Genomic DNA, 15,501 nt, shown 5'->3' on the forward strand with positions numbered 1-15,501 from the left:
CAAGCAATCTAAAACGCCCACTTCCCCTCGGGCGAAGGCCAAGCCAAAGGCGAAATCTGTCGCTGAAAATATACGCCGAAATGTGCGCAAACTCGTCTACAACAAGGGCGCAAAACACCATCGTTTGAGCGTTTCCATTGGGGGCTCTTTGCACCAAGCCGGGCAATCGCTAAGTGAATTTGTGCAAAGAGCGGACGAGCGGATGTATTTGGCCAAATCTGGTGGCAGAAATCGGTCTGTTTTTGACGATGGCCAAACACTTGAACCAAGTGTTGGCGAAGTTACGCGCAGCGCTTGAGGTATCCTGCTTCAACGCACTGCTCAATAATGGTTTTGGCAAACGCCCACAGTCTTTGTGAACCATCCTGAATGGCACCATTGCGCATACGCACTTTATCTTCATTCACATCAAAATATGCCCAACGAACGCCTTTCGTATGGAAGCTGTAAAGCAACGGCGACAATCGATCCATTGCGCGCGCAAATTGGGCATCATCACTCTTATGTGCTTCAAATTCTTCCCAAAGCAATTTCAGCTCATTCCCAAAATCACTTGGCAGCATGCCAAACAGGCGATTGGCAGCGTCGATTTCGCGTTGTTCTTTGCCCTTTTGCGCTTCAAGGTCGTGAATGGGTGCATCACCTGCGTCGATCTCGACAATATCGTGGATCAATAACATCTTTAGAACCCGCAACAGGTTGACGTCCGTGTTGGCGTGCTCTTTTAAGATCACGGCCATGATCGCAAGGTTCCAAGAATGCTCCGCGTCATTTTCCAGTCGATCAACGCTGACCAATTGAGTTTGTCGAATGATGGACTTTAGCTTGTCCATTTCCATGACAAAGTGGATGCGCTTGGTGAGATCAACGTTGGTAAATTGGACGGTGCACATATGATCCGCCAACTTCTTGTGTTGGTTCTCTGGTTCAATCGTTGGGTTATTACTATCTCGGACCACACCAAAATCTTGGTAGGTCTTGAGCAAAGTTTCATATAGGTTTTTCAGATCAGGAGATACGTCTTCCATGCTGACCATTTGGCCGCGTACCATCGCTTCATCAACGCCTTGGTCGACCCAGCAGCCCTCGCCTGCAAATCCGTAGTAGATATAGGGTGAAAGCCGATCAATGGCTTTGGCGAATTTGGCTTCTGCCGTTTCGCGCGCCTCAAACTCGCGCCACAACAGAGTTAGCTCTTGAGCCTGTTCGTGCGGCAGCAAACCAAAAATTCGGCTAGCGGCTTTGAGTTCAGTTTCAAACTGCTCATCTGCATCTGCGCCAGCATAAATATAGGTATCACCTGCATCAATCTCGACGACGTCGTGCACCAATAGCATTTTGATCACCCGCTCGATGTTCACCTTCTCGCCCGCATAGGGTTCAAGCACAAGTGCCATCAATGCCACATGCCAAGAGTGCTCAGCGTCATTCTCTACTCGGTTTTCGCAGATGATTTTGGTCATCCGGTCAACGGCTTTGAGTTTGTCCATCTCCATTACAAATCCGATTTGTTTTTCGAGGCGGTGGTCGTTGATTTTGAGCTGTGGCATTTCGGTGGTCATGACAATTGTCCTTGATCTTTGAAAAAGCGGATATGTCCCTTCAATTAAAACTGAAGAGATGGAATACTCAAAAGGCACCTATTGCGCCTAATGCTCTGTTTGGCAGTTGTTGTGATCGCTCAAGACTTCAAGAATACGGCATTTCTCAATTGTGCCATGCTGGCAATTGTTCAGCATGGATTGAAGTTCGGCCTTTAAGCGCTCGAGCTTTTGAATTCGTTGTGTGACATCGTTTAGATGATGTTCGGTGATTTGGTCAAGGTCTTCACATGGTGCGTCTGGGTGCCCGGCGAGACGGATGAACTCGCGAATAGCATCGATGGAAAAGCCCAAGTCGCGCGCATGAACGATCATATCTAGGCGGTTCAGAGCGTCCTGATCATAACGCCTCTGTCCACCTTCCGTGCGCCAAGGCTCTTCTAGCAAGCCAATTTGTTCATAATACCGAATGGTGGGCACTTTCACATTTGCATGTTTTGAAAGTTGGCCAATCGAATATTCTTCAAGTTTTTTGCGCATGGGGCTTGAACCTCTAGTCACTATAGCAATTATGTCTAGCATCAGCGTTGGCGAAAATAAAGAAAGATGCGTTGCATATGAGCGAGAAATGTTGCGGGCACAACCACACATTTGATGGCATGTCTGAAGAATACAAGAAACGCCTAATCTGGGTGACCATCATCAATTTGGTGATGTTTGGTGTTGAAATGGGTGGCGGTCAGCTTTCCGGTTCTCAAGCGCTAAAAGCTGACGCATTGGATTTTTTGCAAGATGGTGTGACCTATGCAATTAGCTTTTGGGTGATCGGACGACCCCAGGGTGTGCGGGCAACTGCTGCGCTGTTTAAGGGTCTGACACTTTTGGCGATGGGACTTTGGGTGGCAGGTTCCACCGCTTATCAGTTCTTTTATGTTGGCGTACCCCATGCAGAAACAATGGGCGTGATCGGCTTTGTGGCCCTTGTTGCCAACCTTGCTAGCGTCTTGTTGCTGATGGCTTACAAAGATGGAGACGCCAATGTGCGCTCGGTCTGGCTATGTTCACGCAACGATGCAATTGGCAATGTTGGCGTGATGATTGCAGCGCTTGGAGTGTGGGGCACTGCCTCGGGCTGGCCAGATTTGATCGTGGCGATCATCATGGCGGGGCTGTTCTTATCGTCTGCATGGCAGGTGCTCAATCAGTCCGTTCGTGAACTGCGCACGGCTAGCGACCATCAGCACTAGAGATCTTTAATCATCTCAAGCAGTTTGAGTACGGTGCGCCGATTACGAGTTGTAATTGGCGTACCGATTTTCTTAGCAAAGTTGATCGCTGCGAGTTTTGATCGACCCGATCCATTGGCAAAATAGATGTGTATTTCACTGTCTGTGACCTGCACCATTTCTCCATTTTCCGCCACCTCCTCTAGGGTTGAAAACGCATCGCCAAATGGTGCATGGCGTGTGAAGCCAGTCATCATATAGCTCATGTTTCGATCATTTGTAAAAAAGGGGTATTCGCTGGCTGCACTGGCGAGTTCTTCATTGGTGCGCACAATTATGTCAGGCTTATAGCCAAATTGGTTTTCAAAGGCCGTTTCAAGAAAGTCTTCAATTTCGTCACGCGTGCGATTGTGTAAAAATACAGCGTTACCGGATTGAATGTAAGTGGTAACCTTTTGACAATCTGCACCCTCTAGCATCGCTTTAAGATCAACCATTTTGATTTTATTGTGGCCGCCCACATTTAGGCCACGAAATAGCGCCACATATTTATTCATTGTTCTGCGATGCCTTTCTGGCAGAATCTACAAACCATATTCGAAGAGAAGACCATGAACGCTCCCCAGCCTGCAATCGAAAACAAACTCGGTCTTTGGCCAGAAAAAGTTGAGGCTGTGGTTTTTGATATGGATGGGCTGCTTTTGGACACAGAACAGATTTACAAACGGGTGATGCAACAGCTGTGCCAAGAGTGGGGCCATGAGTTGACCCACGAGATGTTTGCCGCCTTCGTCGGCATTCCGCAAACTGAAAATGTGCCGATTTACCAGCAGTTTTTCGGAAAAGATTTTGACGTACAAACTTACGAAAATTTGATGGTCGAGCGCGCGCATGAAGAAATGTCAAAAGGCATTCCCGTGAAAAATGGCGCCAAAGAATTGGTGGCAGGTTTAAGTGCGCGTGGCGTGCCCATTGCGGTGGCCACCTCAACGGGTGCTTCTGCACATAAGCATTTGGAGGAAGCGGGGCTGCACAGCTATTTTGATACCATTGTTACGCGCATGGATGTGACAAAAGGGAAACCACATCCTGAGCCCTTTTTGACCGCCACATCCCGCTTGGGTTTCGCGCCGGAAAATTGTATTGCGTTTGAGGACAGTCACAATGGTGTGCGTTCCGCGAGCGCTGCTGGATTGGCCACAGTGATGGTGCCCGATATTCTTGACCCAACCGACGAAATCGCCGCCATGTGTGTGGCTATCTTGCCAAGCCTGTTGCACTTTAAGGCTGAAATTGATCACTTTTTTGGGCCCATGAATTAAGTCAGCGCAAAAATTTCGACAAGAACTTCGCCAACTAAAAGACCAAACCTGAGGGTTGGATTCCAGAACAACCTCTGCGGCGAGCTCGCTGCGCTCAAATAAAAGGGCCGCTAAAGCGGCCCTTTTGAGATTGCTTAAGCAAAACCAATGCTACATTTGCGACGGCAAGAACAGCGATAGAGCTGGAATGCCAACGAGCAAAGCAAGGCGGATGATGTCTGCCACCCAAAATGGGGTGACGCCCTTAAAGATGGTGCCAGTGGATACATCGCCCACAACATTTTTCAAAATGAATACGTTGAGGCCCACGGGCGGGGTGATCAGACTGATTTCTGTCACCACAACCACAACAACACCAAACCATACCGGATCAAACCCAAGCCCAACCACAAGAGGGAAGAAAATGGGCACGGTGAGCAGCAACATTGACAGGCTCTCAAAGATCATACCCAGCACAATGTAGATGCCCAAAATGATGGCCATCACCATCCAGGGGGCAAGATTGTACGATGTGATCATATCGCGCAGGCCTTCTGTCAAACCGGCAACATTGATGAAGTTTGAAAAAATCCATGCGCCGATCAAGACGCTGAACAAAGACGCTGTGGTGATCGCTGTTTCCTTGAGCACTTCCAGCACAGCTTTTAGGTTCAGGCTGCCACGGAACAAGGCGATTAGAAATGCCCCGGCGGCGCCCATGCCTGCAGCTTCAGTTGGCGAGAAGGTCAAATGGATTGGCCAAACATCAAGCGCCCCATATAGCCCACCAATAACCAAGAAGAACAATATCAACACAGCCCAAACGCCACGTAGCGCACCAAGCCGACCGACCCAGTTTGTGCGTTCACCAGCTGGCCCCGCTTTTGGGTTGCGGGTGACAGTGAATTTTACCGCGAAGATGTAAAACAAGATACCGAGCAAGCCGGGAATAATACCCGCCATGAACAATTTACCGATAGATGTTTCCGTCAGCAGTCCATAGATCACCAAAATAACCGAGGGCGGAATGAGAATGCCAAGTGTACCACCAGCGGCAATCGATGCGGTTGATAGGCTGTCTTCATAGCCATATTTGCGCATTTGCGGCATGGCCACTTTGGACATGGTGGCAGCTGTCGCAAGGGATGAGCCACAAATGGCAGCAAAGCCGCCACAAGCCAAAATTGTGGCCATGGCCAGTCCGCCACGCATATGCCCCAAGAATGCATAAGAGACCTGATAGAGCTCACGGGCGATGCCGCCTTTGTTGACGAATAGACCCATCAAAATAAACAATGGAACCACCGACAGACCATAGTCTTGTGAGGTATCAATAATTAGCCGCGACACCATCGACAGGGCACCGCGAAAACTTGTTTCGTGCATATAGCCAACCATACCCACAAGTCCCATGGCAAAGGCCAAAGGCATGCGCAGCAAAACCAAGGTCAGAACGGCACCAAAACCGATTAAAGCTTCAATCATTTTGCTCTTCCAATAGTTGAGGTGCAAACAAGGTGATCAACCCACGGGCGAGCAACACAAACGCACTTACAAAAGTCATGATGGCGATAAACCATCCAATATAAAACTGAGGGATGGCGAGATATTCGGTTACGTCGCCATAGTCGCGTGCCCGCTCGGCCAAAACCACCACTTGACGCGCTGGCCACAGCAACATGGCCCCGCACGACAGGTTAACAATGGTGTCGCGTATGCGGATCGCCCATTTGTTGGTGAATAACGGGTCAGCCAGATCGACCACAATGTGTTCTTGGGTACCACTGATAATGGGCATGATCAAAAAGACAATGATGGCCATAAACATGCGGGTAAGTTCGGTTGCCGCCTCGATGGGCGCATTGAACGTTGAGCGCAGGATCACGTCAGCAAACGTCATCGCCATCAGCAAGAACAGCACCAGAGAAGCAACCAGCAGCGGCAATTGTGACAGTCGTCGAATAAAGTTCAGAGCAGATTTCATAGAATGTTCCTCAACCGAACATTGATTTGGCGCAGATCGAGTTGACCCGCGCCAAACTAAAAAGTCAAATAGGACCCAACTATTGGGCAGCCATTTCAGCTTTGACCATATCGTACGCCGCTTGAGCGTCGATGCCTAAATCGTTAAGTTGTGCCAACACGTTTTTGGTGATTTCAGCTGCATACAGACCATAAAGCTTTTGGTCTTCTTCGCTTGCAATTGTAATTGAGTTGTCGCCCGCATCAGCAGTTGCTTTGCGGCCAATTTCATCAATTTCATCCCAAGCAGCACCAAGCATGCGGCTGGCAGGTTCACCGAACACTTTTTCGTCCAATGCTTTCTGCAAATCAGCAGGCAGACTGTCGAAAGTTTCTTGGCTCATCAAAAACGCAAATGACCCACGGTAGAAACCACCTGGCATTTCATAAACGTTTTTAGCCACTTCGGTCAGCTTAAAGCCTGCACGTCCTTCATAAGGCATAGCAACCGCATCAGCTGAATCTGATGCCAATGTTTCGTAGACTTTTGGCGCTGGCACTTGAATGCCGATCATGCCCAATTCTGCACCCGCAACACTGGCAACACCGCCTGGTAGACGTGTTTTCAATCCATTCAAATCAGCAAGGGTTTTTACTTCTTTGTTTGAGTGAATTTGGCCTGGCCCATGCGTCGTTAGACCCATGAGTTTTACCCCACGGTGCTCATCAAGCTTTGCCAAATGGGCTTGGTGCACGCGCCAGTATGCAACTGAAGCTGCTTCAGCGTTACCTTCATAACCCGGCAATTCGATCAGTTGAGTGGCGGTAAAACGACCCGGCTGATATCCGTGGAAAATGATGGTCATATCCGCCGCGCCATCCATAACCAAATCCATTTGAGCTGGTGGTGGGGCAAGACCGAGTTTGACTTCAGCGGTGATTTTGCCATCGGTCGCTTCTTCGATCATTTTGATCAAGCCGGGCCACATGATGGCGTTAATGCCATGGCCTGGGCCGGTCCAGCTTGAGATCGTTAGCGTGCGATCAGCGGCAAAAGCGCTTGTGCTTGCGGTAATTGCAACAGCGGCAGCTGCTGCAAGTTTGATGAATTTGTTCATTACTACCTCCCTGAATGAACTCTCCTACATTCGCACCGGCTGCCTAGCGCAACCGAAACGTTCTCTTTGGGTTTGCAAAAGCTATTGCTTTTCCAATCCTTTTATTCCGCCCAAAAGCAAATCTGTTGCTAGATCGGCGTAATCTGATCGCGTCATCCCCTTGCCGCGGCGATACCAAAGATAAAACCAATTCAACATGCCAAATAGCGACATGGTGACCGGCCTTAGCGTCTCTTTGTGCTTTTCAAAACACATCGGAGAAATGGCATTGATGGCATTCGAAAGTGTAACTACCAAGCGCCTTTGCATGTCTGCGAGCGTTTTTTGATTGGCCTTTGGCAGGGATGTTGTTGCTTCAAGTTGCAACTTATGTTCGGCGTCCGCGTCACGATATTGGTCTAGAATAGCGTGAACCAGTTTTCGCAAGTGCTGCTCGGGGTCATCACTCGGCGTGACGGCTTCAACCGCATCAACCAAGTCCTGCAGATGGGTGTAAATGATGTCATAAAGAAGCACTTCTTTGCTTTGGTAATAATGATATATCAAAGCTTTAGATACACCACACTCAAGCGCAAGTTGGCTCATAGACGAGCGGTCGAATCCATTTTTTGCAAAGAACTTCGCAGCGGTTTTTAGGATCGCAACGCGTTTTTCTTCGTGATCTTTTGCAATGGTGCGCACCACTATTCTTGCCCCTCTTTACGGTTATCAACTACCCGCACCGCTTTGCCTTGAGAACGAGGCACGCCACCTGGCTCCTTGGTAAAGACTTGGGCTGAAACGCCGATGTTGTCTTTGATTTTCTTTGACAAAAGCTTGGCCGTTTGTGCCCTCGCGTCCTCAGAAGCAGCATCCTTTGTTGCTTCCACATGGACGATCATCCCGTCCATGCGACCATGATGCACAAGTTCGATTTGAAAGTGCGGCGCAAGACCAGCAACAGCAAGCACCTGTACTTCAACTTGGGTTGGAAATACGTTTACGCCACGCAAGAGGATCATAGCGTAAGATCGGCCGGTAATTTTCTCCATGCGACGCATGGAGCGTGCTGTACCGGGCAAAAGCCGCGTCAGATCGCGGGTGCGATAACGAATAATCGGCAAGGCCTCCTTGGTCAGCGAAGTGAAAACCAATTCGCCTTCTTCGCCTTCTTCCACCAGTTCGCCGGTTTCAGGATTGATGATTTCGGGATAGAAATGATCTTCCCAAATGTGCAACCCGTCTTTGGTTTCCACACATTCATTGGCAACGCCTGGCCCTATAACTTCTGACAGACCGTAAATGTCCACCGCGTGCATATCAAACGCATCTTCAACTTCTTTACGGGTCGCATTGGTCCATGGCTCAGCGCCAAATATACCAACTTGCAAAGAGCATTCGCGCGGGTCAACGCCCTGCTTGGTGAACTCATCAAGAATCGCCAACATATATGAGGGCGTGACGGTTATTGCATGGGGTTGAAAATCTTGGATCAGCTGCACTTGACGAGAGGTCATGCCGCCAGAAATCGGCACGACTGAACAGCCCAAGGCTTCTGCGCCATAATGAGCACCCAAACCGCCAGTGAAAAGTCCATAGCCATAGGCGTTGTGCAAAATATCGCCTTTGCGCACGCCTGCCGCCCGAAGCGAACGAGCGACAACAGAAGACCACATGTCGATGTCGTTTTTTGTGTAGCCAACAACTGTGGGCTTACCTGTTGTACCCGAAGAAGCATGAATGCGGCTCACCTGTTCTCGTGGGACCGCAAACATGCCAAACGGGTAATTATCGCGCAGGTCGGTTTTTACGGTGAAGGGGAACTTTGACAGGTCAGATAGACTTTTCAGATCATCTGGGTGAACACCGGCTTCGTCAAACTTCTTCTTGTAGAACGGCACATTGTTGTAGGCATGGGCCAATGTTGATTTCATGCGAGCGAGTTGCAGCGCTGAGATTTCATCGCGCGATGCGATTTCAATCGGGTCCAGATCTGCTTTGTTCGGCGTCAAGTCTTTCATTTATTCCCCCTATGCCCGCTCAAGCATCAGTGCGATGCCCTGGCCAACGCCGATGCACATGGTGCAGAGCGCGCGCTTACTCCCAGTGTTCACAAGCTCTATGCTGGCGGTTAGCGCCAAACGAGCACCAGACATGCCCAAAGGGTGACCAAGTGCAATTGCACCACCATTTGGATTAACAAAATCTGCATCTTCGGCGACACCCAATTGGCGCAACACTGCGATGCCTTGGGAAGCAAAGGCCTCGTTTAGTTCAATCAAATCCACATCTGTGATTTTGAGCCCCAAACGGTCCAACAGCTTTTGCGAAGCTGGTGCTGGGCCAATGCCCATGATGCGCGGCTCAACGCCTGCTGTGGCCAAACCAACAATTTTCGCCTTTGGGGTGAGACCATATTTTTCAACTGCAGCTTTTGATGCAACGATAATTGCAGCAGCGCCATCATTTACGCCCGATGCATTGCCGGCCGTCACTGAACCACCTTCGCGGAACGGCGTGCCCAATGCGCCAAGCTTTTCCATTGAAGAAGCGCGCGGATGTTCGTCTTGGGAAAAGATTATTGGGTCTTTTTTGCGCTGTGGAATTTCAACTGACACAATTTCCTGCGCCAAACGGCCCGAAGCAATCGCTTTTGCCGCACGTTCTTGAGAGCGATAAGCAAATGCGTCCTGATCGTGGCGTGAAACACCAAAATCTTCAGCGACATTTTCGCCGGTTTCCGGCATCGAATCGATGCCATATTGGCTTTTCATCAGCCTGTTGACGAAGCGCCAACCAATGGTGGTGTCGTAGATTTCTGCGTTACGAGAATAGGCCGTATCCGCCTTTGGCATCACAAATGGTGCACGGCTCATGCTTTCCACACCACCGGCCAAGATCACCTCAGCTTCACCCGCTTTGATGGCACGTGCGGCCATGCCCACAGCATCCAAGCCCGAACCACAAAGCCGGTTAATTGTTGTGCCAGGCACACTTGTTGGCAAGCCTGCCAACAGCGTCGCCATACGCGCCACATTGCGGTTGTCTTCACCTGCTTGGTTGGCACACCCCATATAGCAATCATCAATTGCTGAAGGGTCTAGATTTGGCGCAGCTTCCATTGTTTTTTTGATCACATGGGCCAACATGTCGTCGGGCCGCACCGATGCAAGGGTGCCGCCAAAGCGGCCAATGGGGGTTCTAAACCCTTCGCACAAGTAAGCTTCGTTCACGCCTCATTCTCCGTAAAATGTGTACCTTTGATGGTGCGCGAGTGGCCCCGAAAATGCGCCAATGCCTCACCCTTTTGGTTTGTAATTGTAACGTCATAGATACCGGAGCGTCCGGTCTTGCTCACTTCAATGGCCGTGGCTGTGAGCACATCATCTTTCATGCCGGGCGCGGCATAAGTAATTGAGTTTTGATAGGCTACGGCCAATTGATTGTAGCTGTTGCACGCAAAGGCAAAGGCACTGTCCGCCAGCATAAAAACATATCCGCCATGGCAGATTTTGTGACCGTTTAAATGTTGGTCGTTGATGGTCATCGACAAGGTTGCCGTGCCTACTCCAACATTTTCTAGCCGCATACCGATACGCTGCGAAGCGGAATCGTTATCCCACATGATTTGTGCCGATTTTTGCGCACGTTCGAGCGGGGTGATCATTCCACACCGCCAAAGTTTGTTGGGCGTTTGTCGAGAAAGGCACTCACGCCTTCCGCATAGTCTTTTGACCGACCACAGCGACCTTGCATTTCAGCCTCAACATCCAAATGTTCATCAAGCGAATGATCAAATGAGCTTTGCAGTGCTTGCTTCATCATGCCCAAACCAAAGGTTGGGCCCTCAGCCATTTGTGCGGCTAGTTTGCGCGCATCGTCCATCAATTGCTCATCGTGAATTACCTGCCAGATCATGCCCCATTCCACCGCTTGTTTGGCTGGAACGGGCGTCGCGGTTAGGCAAATGTATTTGGCACGTGCTTCGCCAATCAGGCGAGGCAATATCCAGCTGCCGCCAGCATCAGGCACCAAGCCCACCTTGGCAAAGCTTTGGATAAACTTGGCGCTTTCAGCCGCCAAAACAATGTCACAACCAAGCGCGATATTGACGCCGGCCCCCGCGGCTACACCATTTACCGCACAGATGATCGGCTTATTGATAGAGCGAATGAGCTTAACGAGGGGATTGTAAAAAGTGGAAATTGTCGCGTGCAAATCCGGCGCCGACGTCATTTTGCGTGGATCGCGCGCATCCAAATCTTGTCCGGCGCAAAAGCCGCGGCCAGCGCCGGTGAACAAAATCGCCCGCACAGATTTATCGTCTTTTGCGTCACGCAATGCGGACTGAAGCGCACCATGCATTTCATCATTGAAGGCGTTCAAACGGTCTGGACGATTAAGGGTAATCTCCACCCAACCAGCATTTTTGGTGACAATGATTGTGTCGCTCACGCGATCCTCCCCAGAATATCCCGAGCATTTCTCAAGATTTACTTCTCATGTGAAATTTAGCTTTACATAAACCGACTGGTTGGTCAATATATGATAAGAATTTGATTGTTCGACTTTGGGGGAATGATATTGTCGAGTGTTGTGAGCGTTGAATTGCGGGGCGATATTGCTCTTGTTGAAATCAACAACCCGCCGGTGAATGCTACCGGCGTCGCCGTGCGCCTGGGTTTGCTCGAAGCTGTCGCAAAAGCGGAGGCGGCAAACGCCAAGGCCGCCATAGTTTATTGCGCGGGCCGCACCTTCGTCGCAGGTGGAGACATTTCCGAATTCGGCAAACCGCCACAAGAACCACATCTGCCGGACGTTTATCAGAATATTGAAGACAGTTCGGTGCCTTGGGTTGCGGCAACGCATGGCACCACGCTGGGCGGCGGATTTGAATTGGCCATGGCCTGTGATTTCCGTCTTGCACAAACAGGCACACGTTTTGGGTTGCCTGAAGTCAATTTGGGCTTGGTTCCGGGCGCAGGTGGTTCGCAACGTTTGCCCCGTTTGATTGGTGTTGAAGCCGCAGTTGAATTGGCCACAACCGGACAGTTGATTGATGCGCAGCAGCTTTTTGACCTTGGTGGACTTGATCTGGTTTTTGAGGGCGATCCAGTTGAAGCGGCACTTGAGTTTGTGGCTGACTTGCCGACCCCACTGTCAGGCTTGAGCAAAAGATCCCCTGCTCCTGTCGCCGATGATTTCTTTGCGTCCAAACGCGCAGAAATAACCAAACGCGCCAAGGGACAAACTTCTCCTTTGGACAATTTGCGGGCCATTGAATGGGCGGCAACCTTGCCCTTTAGTCAGGGCCAGCCAAAAGAGCGCGCGCTACACTTGGAGTTGCGCGATAGCGCGCAATCAAAAGCATTGCGACACGCTTTCTTCTCAGAACGGGCGGTGAGCAAGCCCAAAGCCATGGAGGGTGGCGCACCGCTTGATATCACTAAAATCGCGGTTGTTGGCGGCGGGCTGATGGGTGCGGGCATTGCCTTTGCATGCCTAAACGCTGGATATGATGTTGCCTTGATTGAGCGCGATCAAGACGCAGCTAACGCTGGACGTGAACGGGTTGAGGGCCTGATCGCCGGCGGCATCAAACGCGGCAAGATTTCACAAGACAAAGCTGAAAAGCTTAAGTCGTCGCTGATTGCTGCAGACGACTATGCAGCTTGTGCCGACGCGGATTTGGCAATTGAAGCTGTGTTTGAAGACTTAGGTGTAAAGCAACAGGTTTTCCAATCACTCGCCTCGCACATGCGCGAAGATGCGATTTTGGCCACCAACACATCTTACATCGATCCAACGCAGATTTTTGAAGGCATTACTAACCCGTCGCGTTTTATTGGGCTGCATTTCTTCTCTCCAGCGCACATCATGAAGTTGCTCGAGATTGTGCAGCTGCCAAGTACATCGAAAGACGTTTTGGCGACCGGGTTTGATTTGGGCAAGCAATTGCGCAAAGTGGGCGTTTTGTCCGGCATTTGTGACGGTTTTATCGGCAACCGCATTTTGTCGGCCTATCGCCGCCAAGCGGATTATTTGCTGATGGACGGCTGCACGCCAAAACAGATCGACGATGCCATGCGCGGTTTCGGCATGCCAATGGGTCCTTATGAGTTGCAAGACTTAACGGGGCTACAGATATCGTGGGCTAATCGCAAACGTCAGGCACCAACGCGCGCACCAAACGAGCGTTATGTGCGCATTGGCGACTTACTTTGTGAAGCTGAGCGGTTCGGCCAACGCAGCGCAAAAGGCTGGTACAAATATGTTGAAGGTGACCGCAAACCCCATGAAGACGCGTTTGTAACCGACCTGATCGCTCAAGAAGCCAAAGATGCAACCATTGAGCGGCAGCTTTTCACGGACCAAGAAATCGTTGATCGCTTGATGGCCGTGATGATTAACGAAGGTGCGCTGATTGTTGAAGAAGGCATTGCGGAACGTGACCTGGACGTGGATTTGGTGAAAATCCACGGCTACGGTTTTCCACGCTGGCGCGGGGGCCCAATGCATTATGCAAGCGAAATTGGCATTGATCGCGTCAAAGCTGCGATGACTGATGTGGCTAAACAAAGCCCAAATAGCTGGCGCTTGGCAGAGCGTTTAAAATGACCAAAGCTGAGCGCAAGATGATAGAAGGGTTCGACCTTACAAATCCTCCCTTAGGCTTTGTTGAGGACCCGTTTCCCTTTTATCATGCGCTCCTCAAATATGCGCCGGTCTGCCCGCAACCAGACGGCTCATTTGTTTTAACCCGATTTGCAGATTTGGACCGCATTTATCGGGACACCACGCTTTATATCTCGGACAAACGGCAAGCGTTCTTGCCCAAGTTTGGTGGCGATGCACCGCTTTATGAACACCACACGACCTCGCTTGTGTTCAATGATCCTCCCCTGCATACGCGGGTGCGCAAAATCATGGTCGGAGCGCTCAATGCACGTGCCATCGCCAATATGGAGCCGGGGTTGCTTGAGACCATCGACACCTTACTCGAGGACATGGCGGGCAAGCAAACAGTCGACTTGATCGAAGATTTTGCCAGCAAGATACCCATTCAAATCATTGGCAACATGTTTGATATGCCCATGGCCGATCGGGAGCCTTTACGGGATTGGTCGCTGGCCATTTTGGGTGCACTTGAGCCTACTCTAACCCCAGAGCAATTGGCAACGGGGAACAAAGCTGTTGTTGATTTTAAAGCCTATTTGAAAGACCTCGCTAATCATCGCCGCAAATACCCCGGCAATCCTGAAACGGATGTTTTAACCCGGCTGATTGAGAGCGAAGAAGGCGAACTGTCTGAAACCGAACTTCTGCAGAATTGCATATTCATCCTGAACGCTGGACACGAAACCACAACCAATTTGATCGGCAACGCTTTGGCGGCGCTACACGCGTTTCCGGGGCAAAAATATGCCCTCAAGTCCAATCCTGAGATCATCAAAACCGGGGTAGATGAATTCTTGCGCTTCTTGTCACCCAACCAATTGGGCAACCGCGAAACCACCGCTGATATTGAGATTGATGGCATTAAGATTCCGACGGGCAGCAACTTGCATTTGGTTATTGGTGCGGCAAACCGTGACCCAAGCCAATTTGAAGATCCAGATGAACTCAAACTTATGCGCAGACCAAATCGGCACTTGGCGTTTGCTGGTGGCCCACATCTTTGCGTTGGCTTTTCATTAGCGCGCATGGAGGGACGTATCGCGATCAACAGGTTCCTCAAAAAATTTCCGAACTACCAACTAACGGGCAATGCAGAACTAGGCGGGCGCTTAAGATTCCGCGGCTATGCAAAATTGCCGGCAAAACTAAGCTAAGGGTTTAAATCAATGTCTATTATGCAGCTTGAAAGCTATGCGAACGGCCAGTGGGTGGGACCATCTGGCAAAACGCGCAAAATATTTTCTGCCGTAACTGGCGAAGAAATCGCGGTAGCCGGATCAGACGGTTTGGATTTCCAAGCCATGATCGATTTTGCGAAGCAAAAAGGTGGCCCTGCGCTCCGGGCGATGACATTTCATGATCGGGCGCGGATGCTTAAAGCATTGGCGACTTATCTCAACGAACGACGCGAGCCACTTTACGAGCTTTCTTATAAAGCCCTTTTACATCTCGTTGCTCACATACTTCAATTGGAGCATTGATATAAATTTCAACAAAATCATCAGCGCCAATAATTTGTCTAGCAAAACGCCTAATTTCCTTGGTGGGGCTAATAAAAGAATTCAAAGTAATGACTCCACTATTTAGATATAATTTAGCGACTTCGGCAATTCGACGAATATTTTCCTGCCGGTCCTCAAGAGTAAATCCAAGATTATTATTTATTCCCGACCGGATATTATCTCCATCCAATACT

Annotated in this window: 17 protein-coding genes; 5 read left to right on the forward strand and 12 right to left on the reverse strand. The window is 50.0% G+C overall.

Annotation, left to right across the window (positions count from 1 at the left end; genetic code table 11):
- Nucleotides 1-298: diguanylate cyclase (locus tag Q0231_RS04900; RefSeq protein WP_299345805.1), on the forward strand; the 298-nt coding region annotated here is incomplete at its 5' end.
- Here Q0231_RS04900 and Q0231_RS04905 read toward each other — a convergent pair.
- Together Q0231_RS04905 and Q0231_RS04910 are read right to left on the reverse strand one after the other, a co-directional pair.
- Complete coding sequence (locus tag Q0231_RS04905) at nucleotides 282-1,562, reverse strand: HD domain-containing protein (protein WP_299345808.1); 1,281 nt, start codon at nucleotides 1,560-1,562, stop codon at nucleotides 282-284. The two genes, Q0231_RS04900 and Q0231_RS04905, sit on opposite strands and share 17 nt — an antisense overlap.
- Nucleotides 1,563-1,649: 87 nt before the next feature.
- Nucleotides 1,650-2,081, reverse strand: coding sequence for a helix-turn-helix domain-containing protein (locus Q0231_RS04910; protein ID WP_269392935.1), 432 nt, complete (start codon nucleotides 2,079-2,081; stop codon nucleotides 1,650-1,652).
- A 77-nt stretch (nucleotides 2,082-2,158) separates the two neighbouring features.
- On the opposite strand from Q0231_RS04910, the gene Q0231_RS04915 reads away from it, so the two are divergent.
- Nucleotides 2,159-2,788: a cation diffusion facilitator family transporter gene (locus Q0231_RS04915; RefSeq protein WP_299345811.1), complete on the forward strand. Its 630-nt coding sequence runs from the start codon at nucleotides 2,159-2,161 to the stop codon at nucleotides 2,786-2,788.
- On the opposite strand, the gene Q0231_RS04920 is transcribed toward Q0231_RS04915, so the two are convergent.
- A complete protein-coding gene (locus Q0231_RS04920) occupies nucleotides 2,785-3,324 on the reverse strand; it encodes a DUF1697 domain-containing protein (protein ID WP_299345813.1) in 540 nt (179 codons plus the stop codon). The two genes, Q0231_RS04915 and Q0231_RS04920, sit on opposite strands and share 4 nt — an antisense overlap.
- Nucleotides 3,325-3,378: 54 nt before the next feature.
- On the opposite strand from Q0231_RS04920, the gene Q0231_RS04925 reads away from it, so the two are divergent.
- The gene (locus tag Q0231_RS04925) at nucleotides 3,379-4,089 is read left to right on the forward strand and encodes an HAD family phosphatase (RefSeq protein ID WP_299345816.1); all 711 of its coding nucleotides are present in this window, start codon (nucleotides 3,379-3,381) and stop codon (nucleotides 4,087-4,089) included.
- Nucleotides 4,090-4,239: 150 nt separating this feature from the next.
- Here the strand turns inward: Q0231_RS04925 and Q0231_RS04930 are convergent, their stop codons facing one another.
- The 8 genes from Q0231_RS04930 to paaG all read right to left on the reverse strand — a co-directional run bounded on the left by Q0231_RS04930 (nucleotide 4,240) and on the right by paaG (nucleotide 11,582).
- Complete coding sequence (locus Q0231_RS04930) at nucleotides 4,240-5,553, reverse strand: TRAP transporter large permease (protein WP_269392939.1); 1,314 nt, start codon at nucleotides 5,551-5,553, stop codon at nucleotides 4,240-4,242.
- Entirely contained in the window at nucleotides 5,546-6,052 is a 507-nt protein-coding gene (locus tag Q0231_RS04935) for a TRAP transporter small permease (RefSeq protein WP_269392940.1), read from the reverse strand. The genes Q0231_RS04930 and Q0231_RS04935 overlap by 8 nt, the downstream gene beginning before the upstream one ends.
- Nucleotides 6,053-6,131: 79 nt before the next feature.
- Nucleotides 6,132-7,148: a TRAP transporter substrate-binding protein gene (locus Q0231_RS04940; RefSeq protein ID WP_269392941.1), complete on the reverse strand. Its 1,017-nt coding sequence runs from the start codon at nucleotides 7,146-7,148 to the stop codon at nucleotides 6,132-6,134.
- A gap of 81 nt (nucleotides 7,149-7,229) precedes the next feature.
- Nucleotides 7,230-7,832 carry a TetR/AcrR family transcriptional regulator gene (locus Q0231_RS04945; protein ID WP_269392942.1) on the reverse strand — a complete coding sequence of 201 codons (603 nt, stop codon included), beginning with the start codon at nucleotides 7,830-7,832 and terminating at the stop codon, nucleotides 7,230-7,232.
- The gene (paaK, locus tag Q0231_RS04950; RefSeq protein ID WP_299345830.1) at nucleotides 7,832-9,148 is read right to left on the reverse strand and encodes a phenylacetate--CoA ligase PaaK; all 1,317 of its coding nucleotides are present in this window, start codon (nucleotides 9,146-9,148) and stop codon (nucleotides 7,832-7,834) included. The genes Q0231_RS04945 and paaK overlap by 1 nt, the downstream gene beginning before the upstream one ends.
- Nucleotides 9,149-9,157: 9 nt before the next feature.
- Nucleotides 9,158-10,360, reverse strand: coding sequence for a 3-oxoadipyl-CoA thiolase (gene pcaF / locus Q0231_RS04955; protein WP_269392944.1), 1,203 nt, complete (start codon nucleotides 10,358-10,360; stop codon nucleotides 9,158-9,160).
- Nucleotides 10,357-10,794, reverse strand: a complete 438-nt coding sequence (gene paaI / locus Q0231_RS04960) for a hydroxyphenylacetyl-CoA thioesterase PaaI (RefSeq protein WP_269392945.1) — start codon at nucleotides 10,792-10,794, stop codon at nucleotides 10,357-10,359. The genes pcaF and paaI overlap by 4 nt, the downstream gene beginning before the upstream one ends.
- Entirely contained in the window at nucleotides 10,791-11,582 is a 792-nt protein-coding gene (paaG, locus tag Q0231_RS04965; protein ID WP_299345831.1) for a 2-(1,2-epoxy-1,2-dihydrophenyl)acetyl-CoA isomerase PaaG, read from the reverse strand. The genes paaI and paaG overlap by 4 nt, the downstream gene beginning before the upstream one ends.
- 129 nt (nucleotides 11,583-11,711) lie before the next feature.
- On the opposite strand from paaG, the gene Q0231_RS04970 reads away from it, so the two are divergent.
- Entirely contained in the window at nucleotides 11,712-13,745 is a 2,034-nt protein-coding gene (locus Q0231_RS04970; protein WP_299345833.1) for an FAD-dependent oxidoreductase, read from the forward strand.
- On the forward strand, nucleotides 13,742-14,959 hold the full coding sequence (locus Q0231_RS04975; protein WP_269392948.1) for a cytochrome P450: 1,218 nt from the start codon (nucleotides 13,742-13,744) through the stop codon (nucleotides 14,957-14,959). Before Q0231_RS04970 ends, Q0231_RS04975 begins: the two co-directional genes overlap by 4 nt.
- A gap of 241 nt (nucleotides 14,960-15,200) precedes the next feature.
- Here the strand turns inward: Q0231_RS04975 and Q0231_RS04980 are convergent.
- Nucleotides 15,201-15,501 (reverse strand): adenylyl-sulfate kinase (locus tag Q0231_RS04980; RefSeq protein WP_299345835.1); only part of this gene is annotated, 301 nt, incomplete at its 5' end.

It is taken from the genome of uncultured Maritalea sp., assembly GCF_937139385.1.
GTDB classification, from domain to species: domain Bacteria; phylum Pseudomonadota; class Alphaproteobacteria; order Rhizobiales; family Devosiaceae; genus Maritalea; species Maritalea porphyrae_A.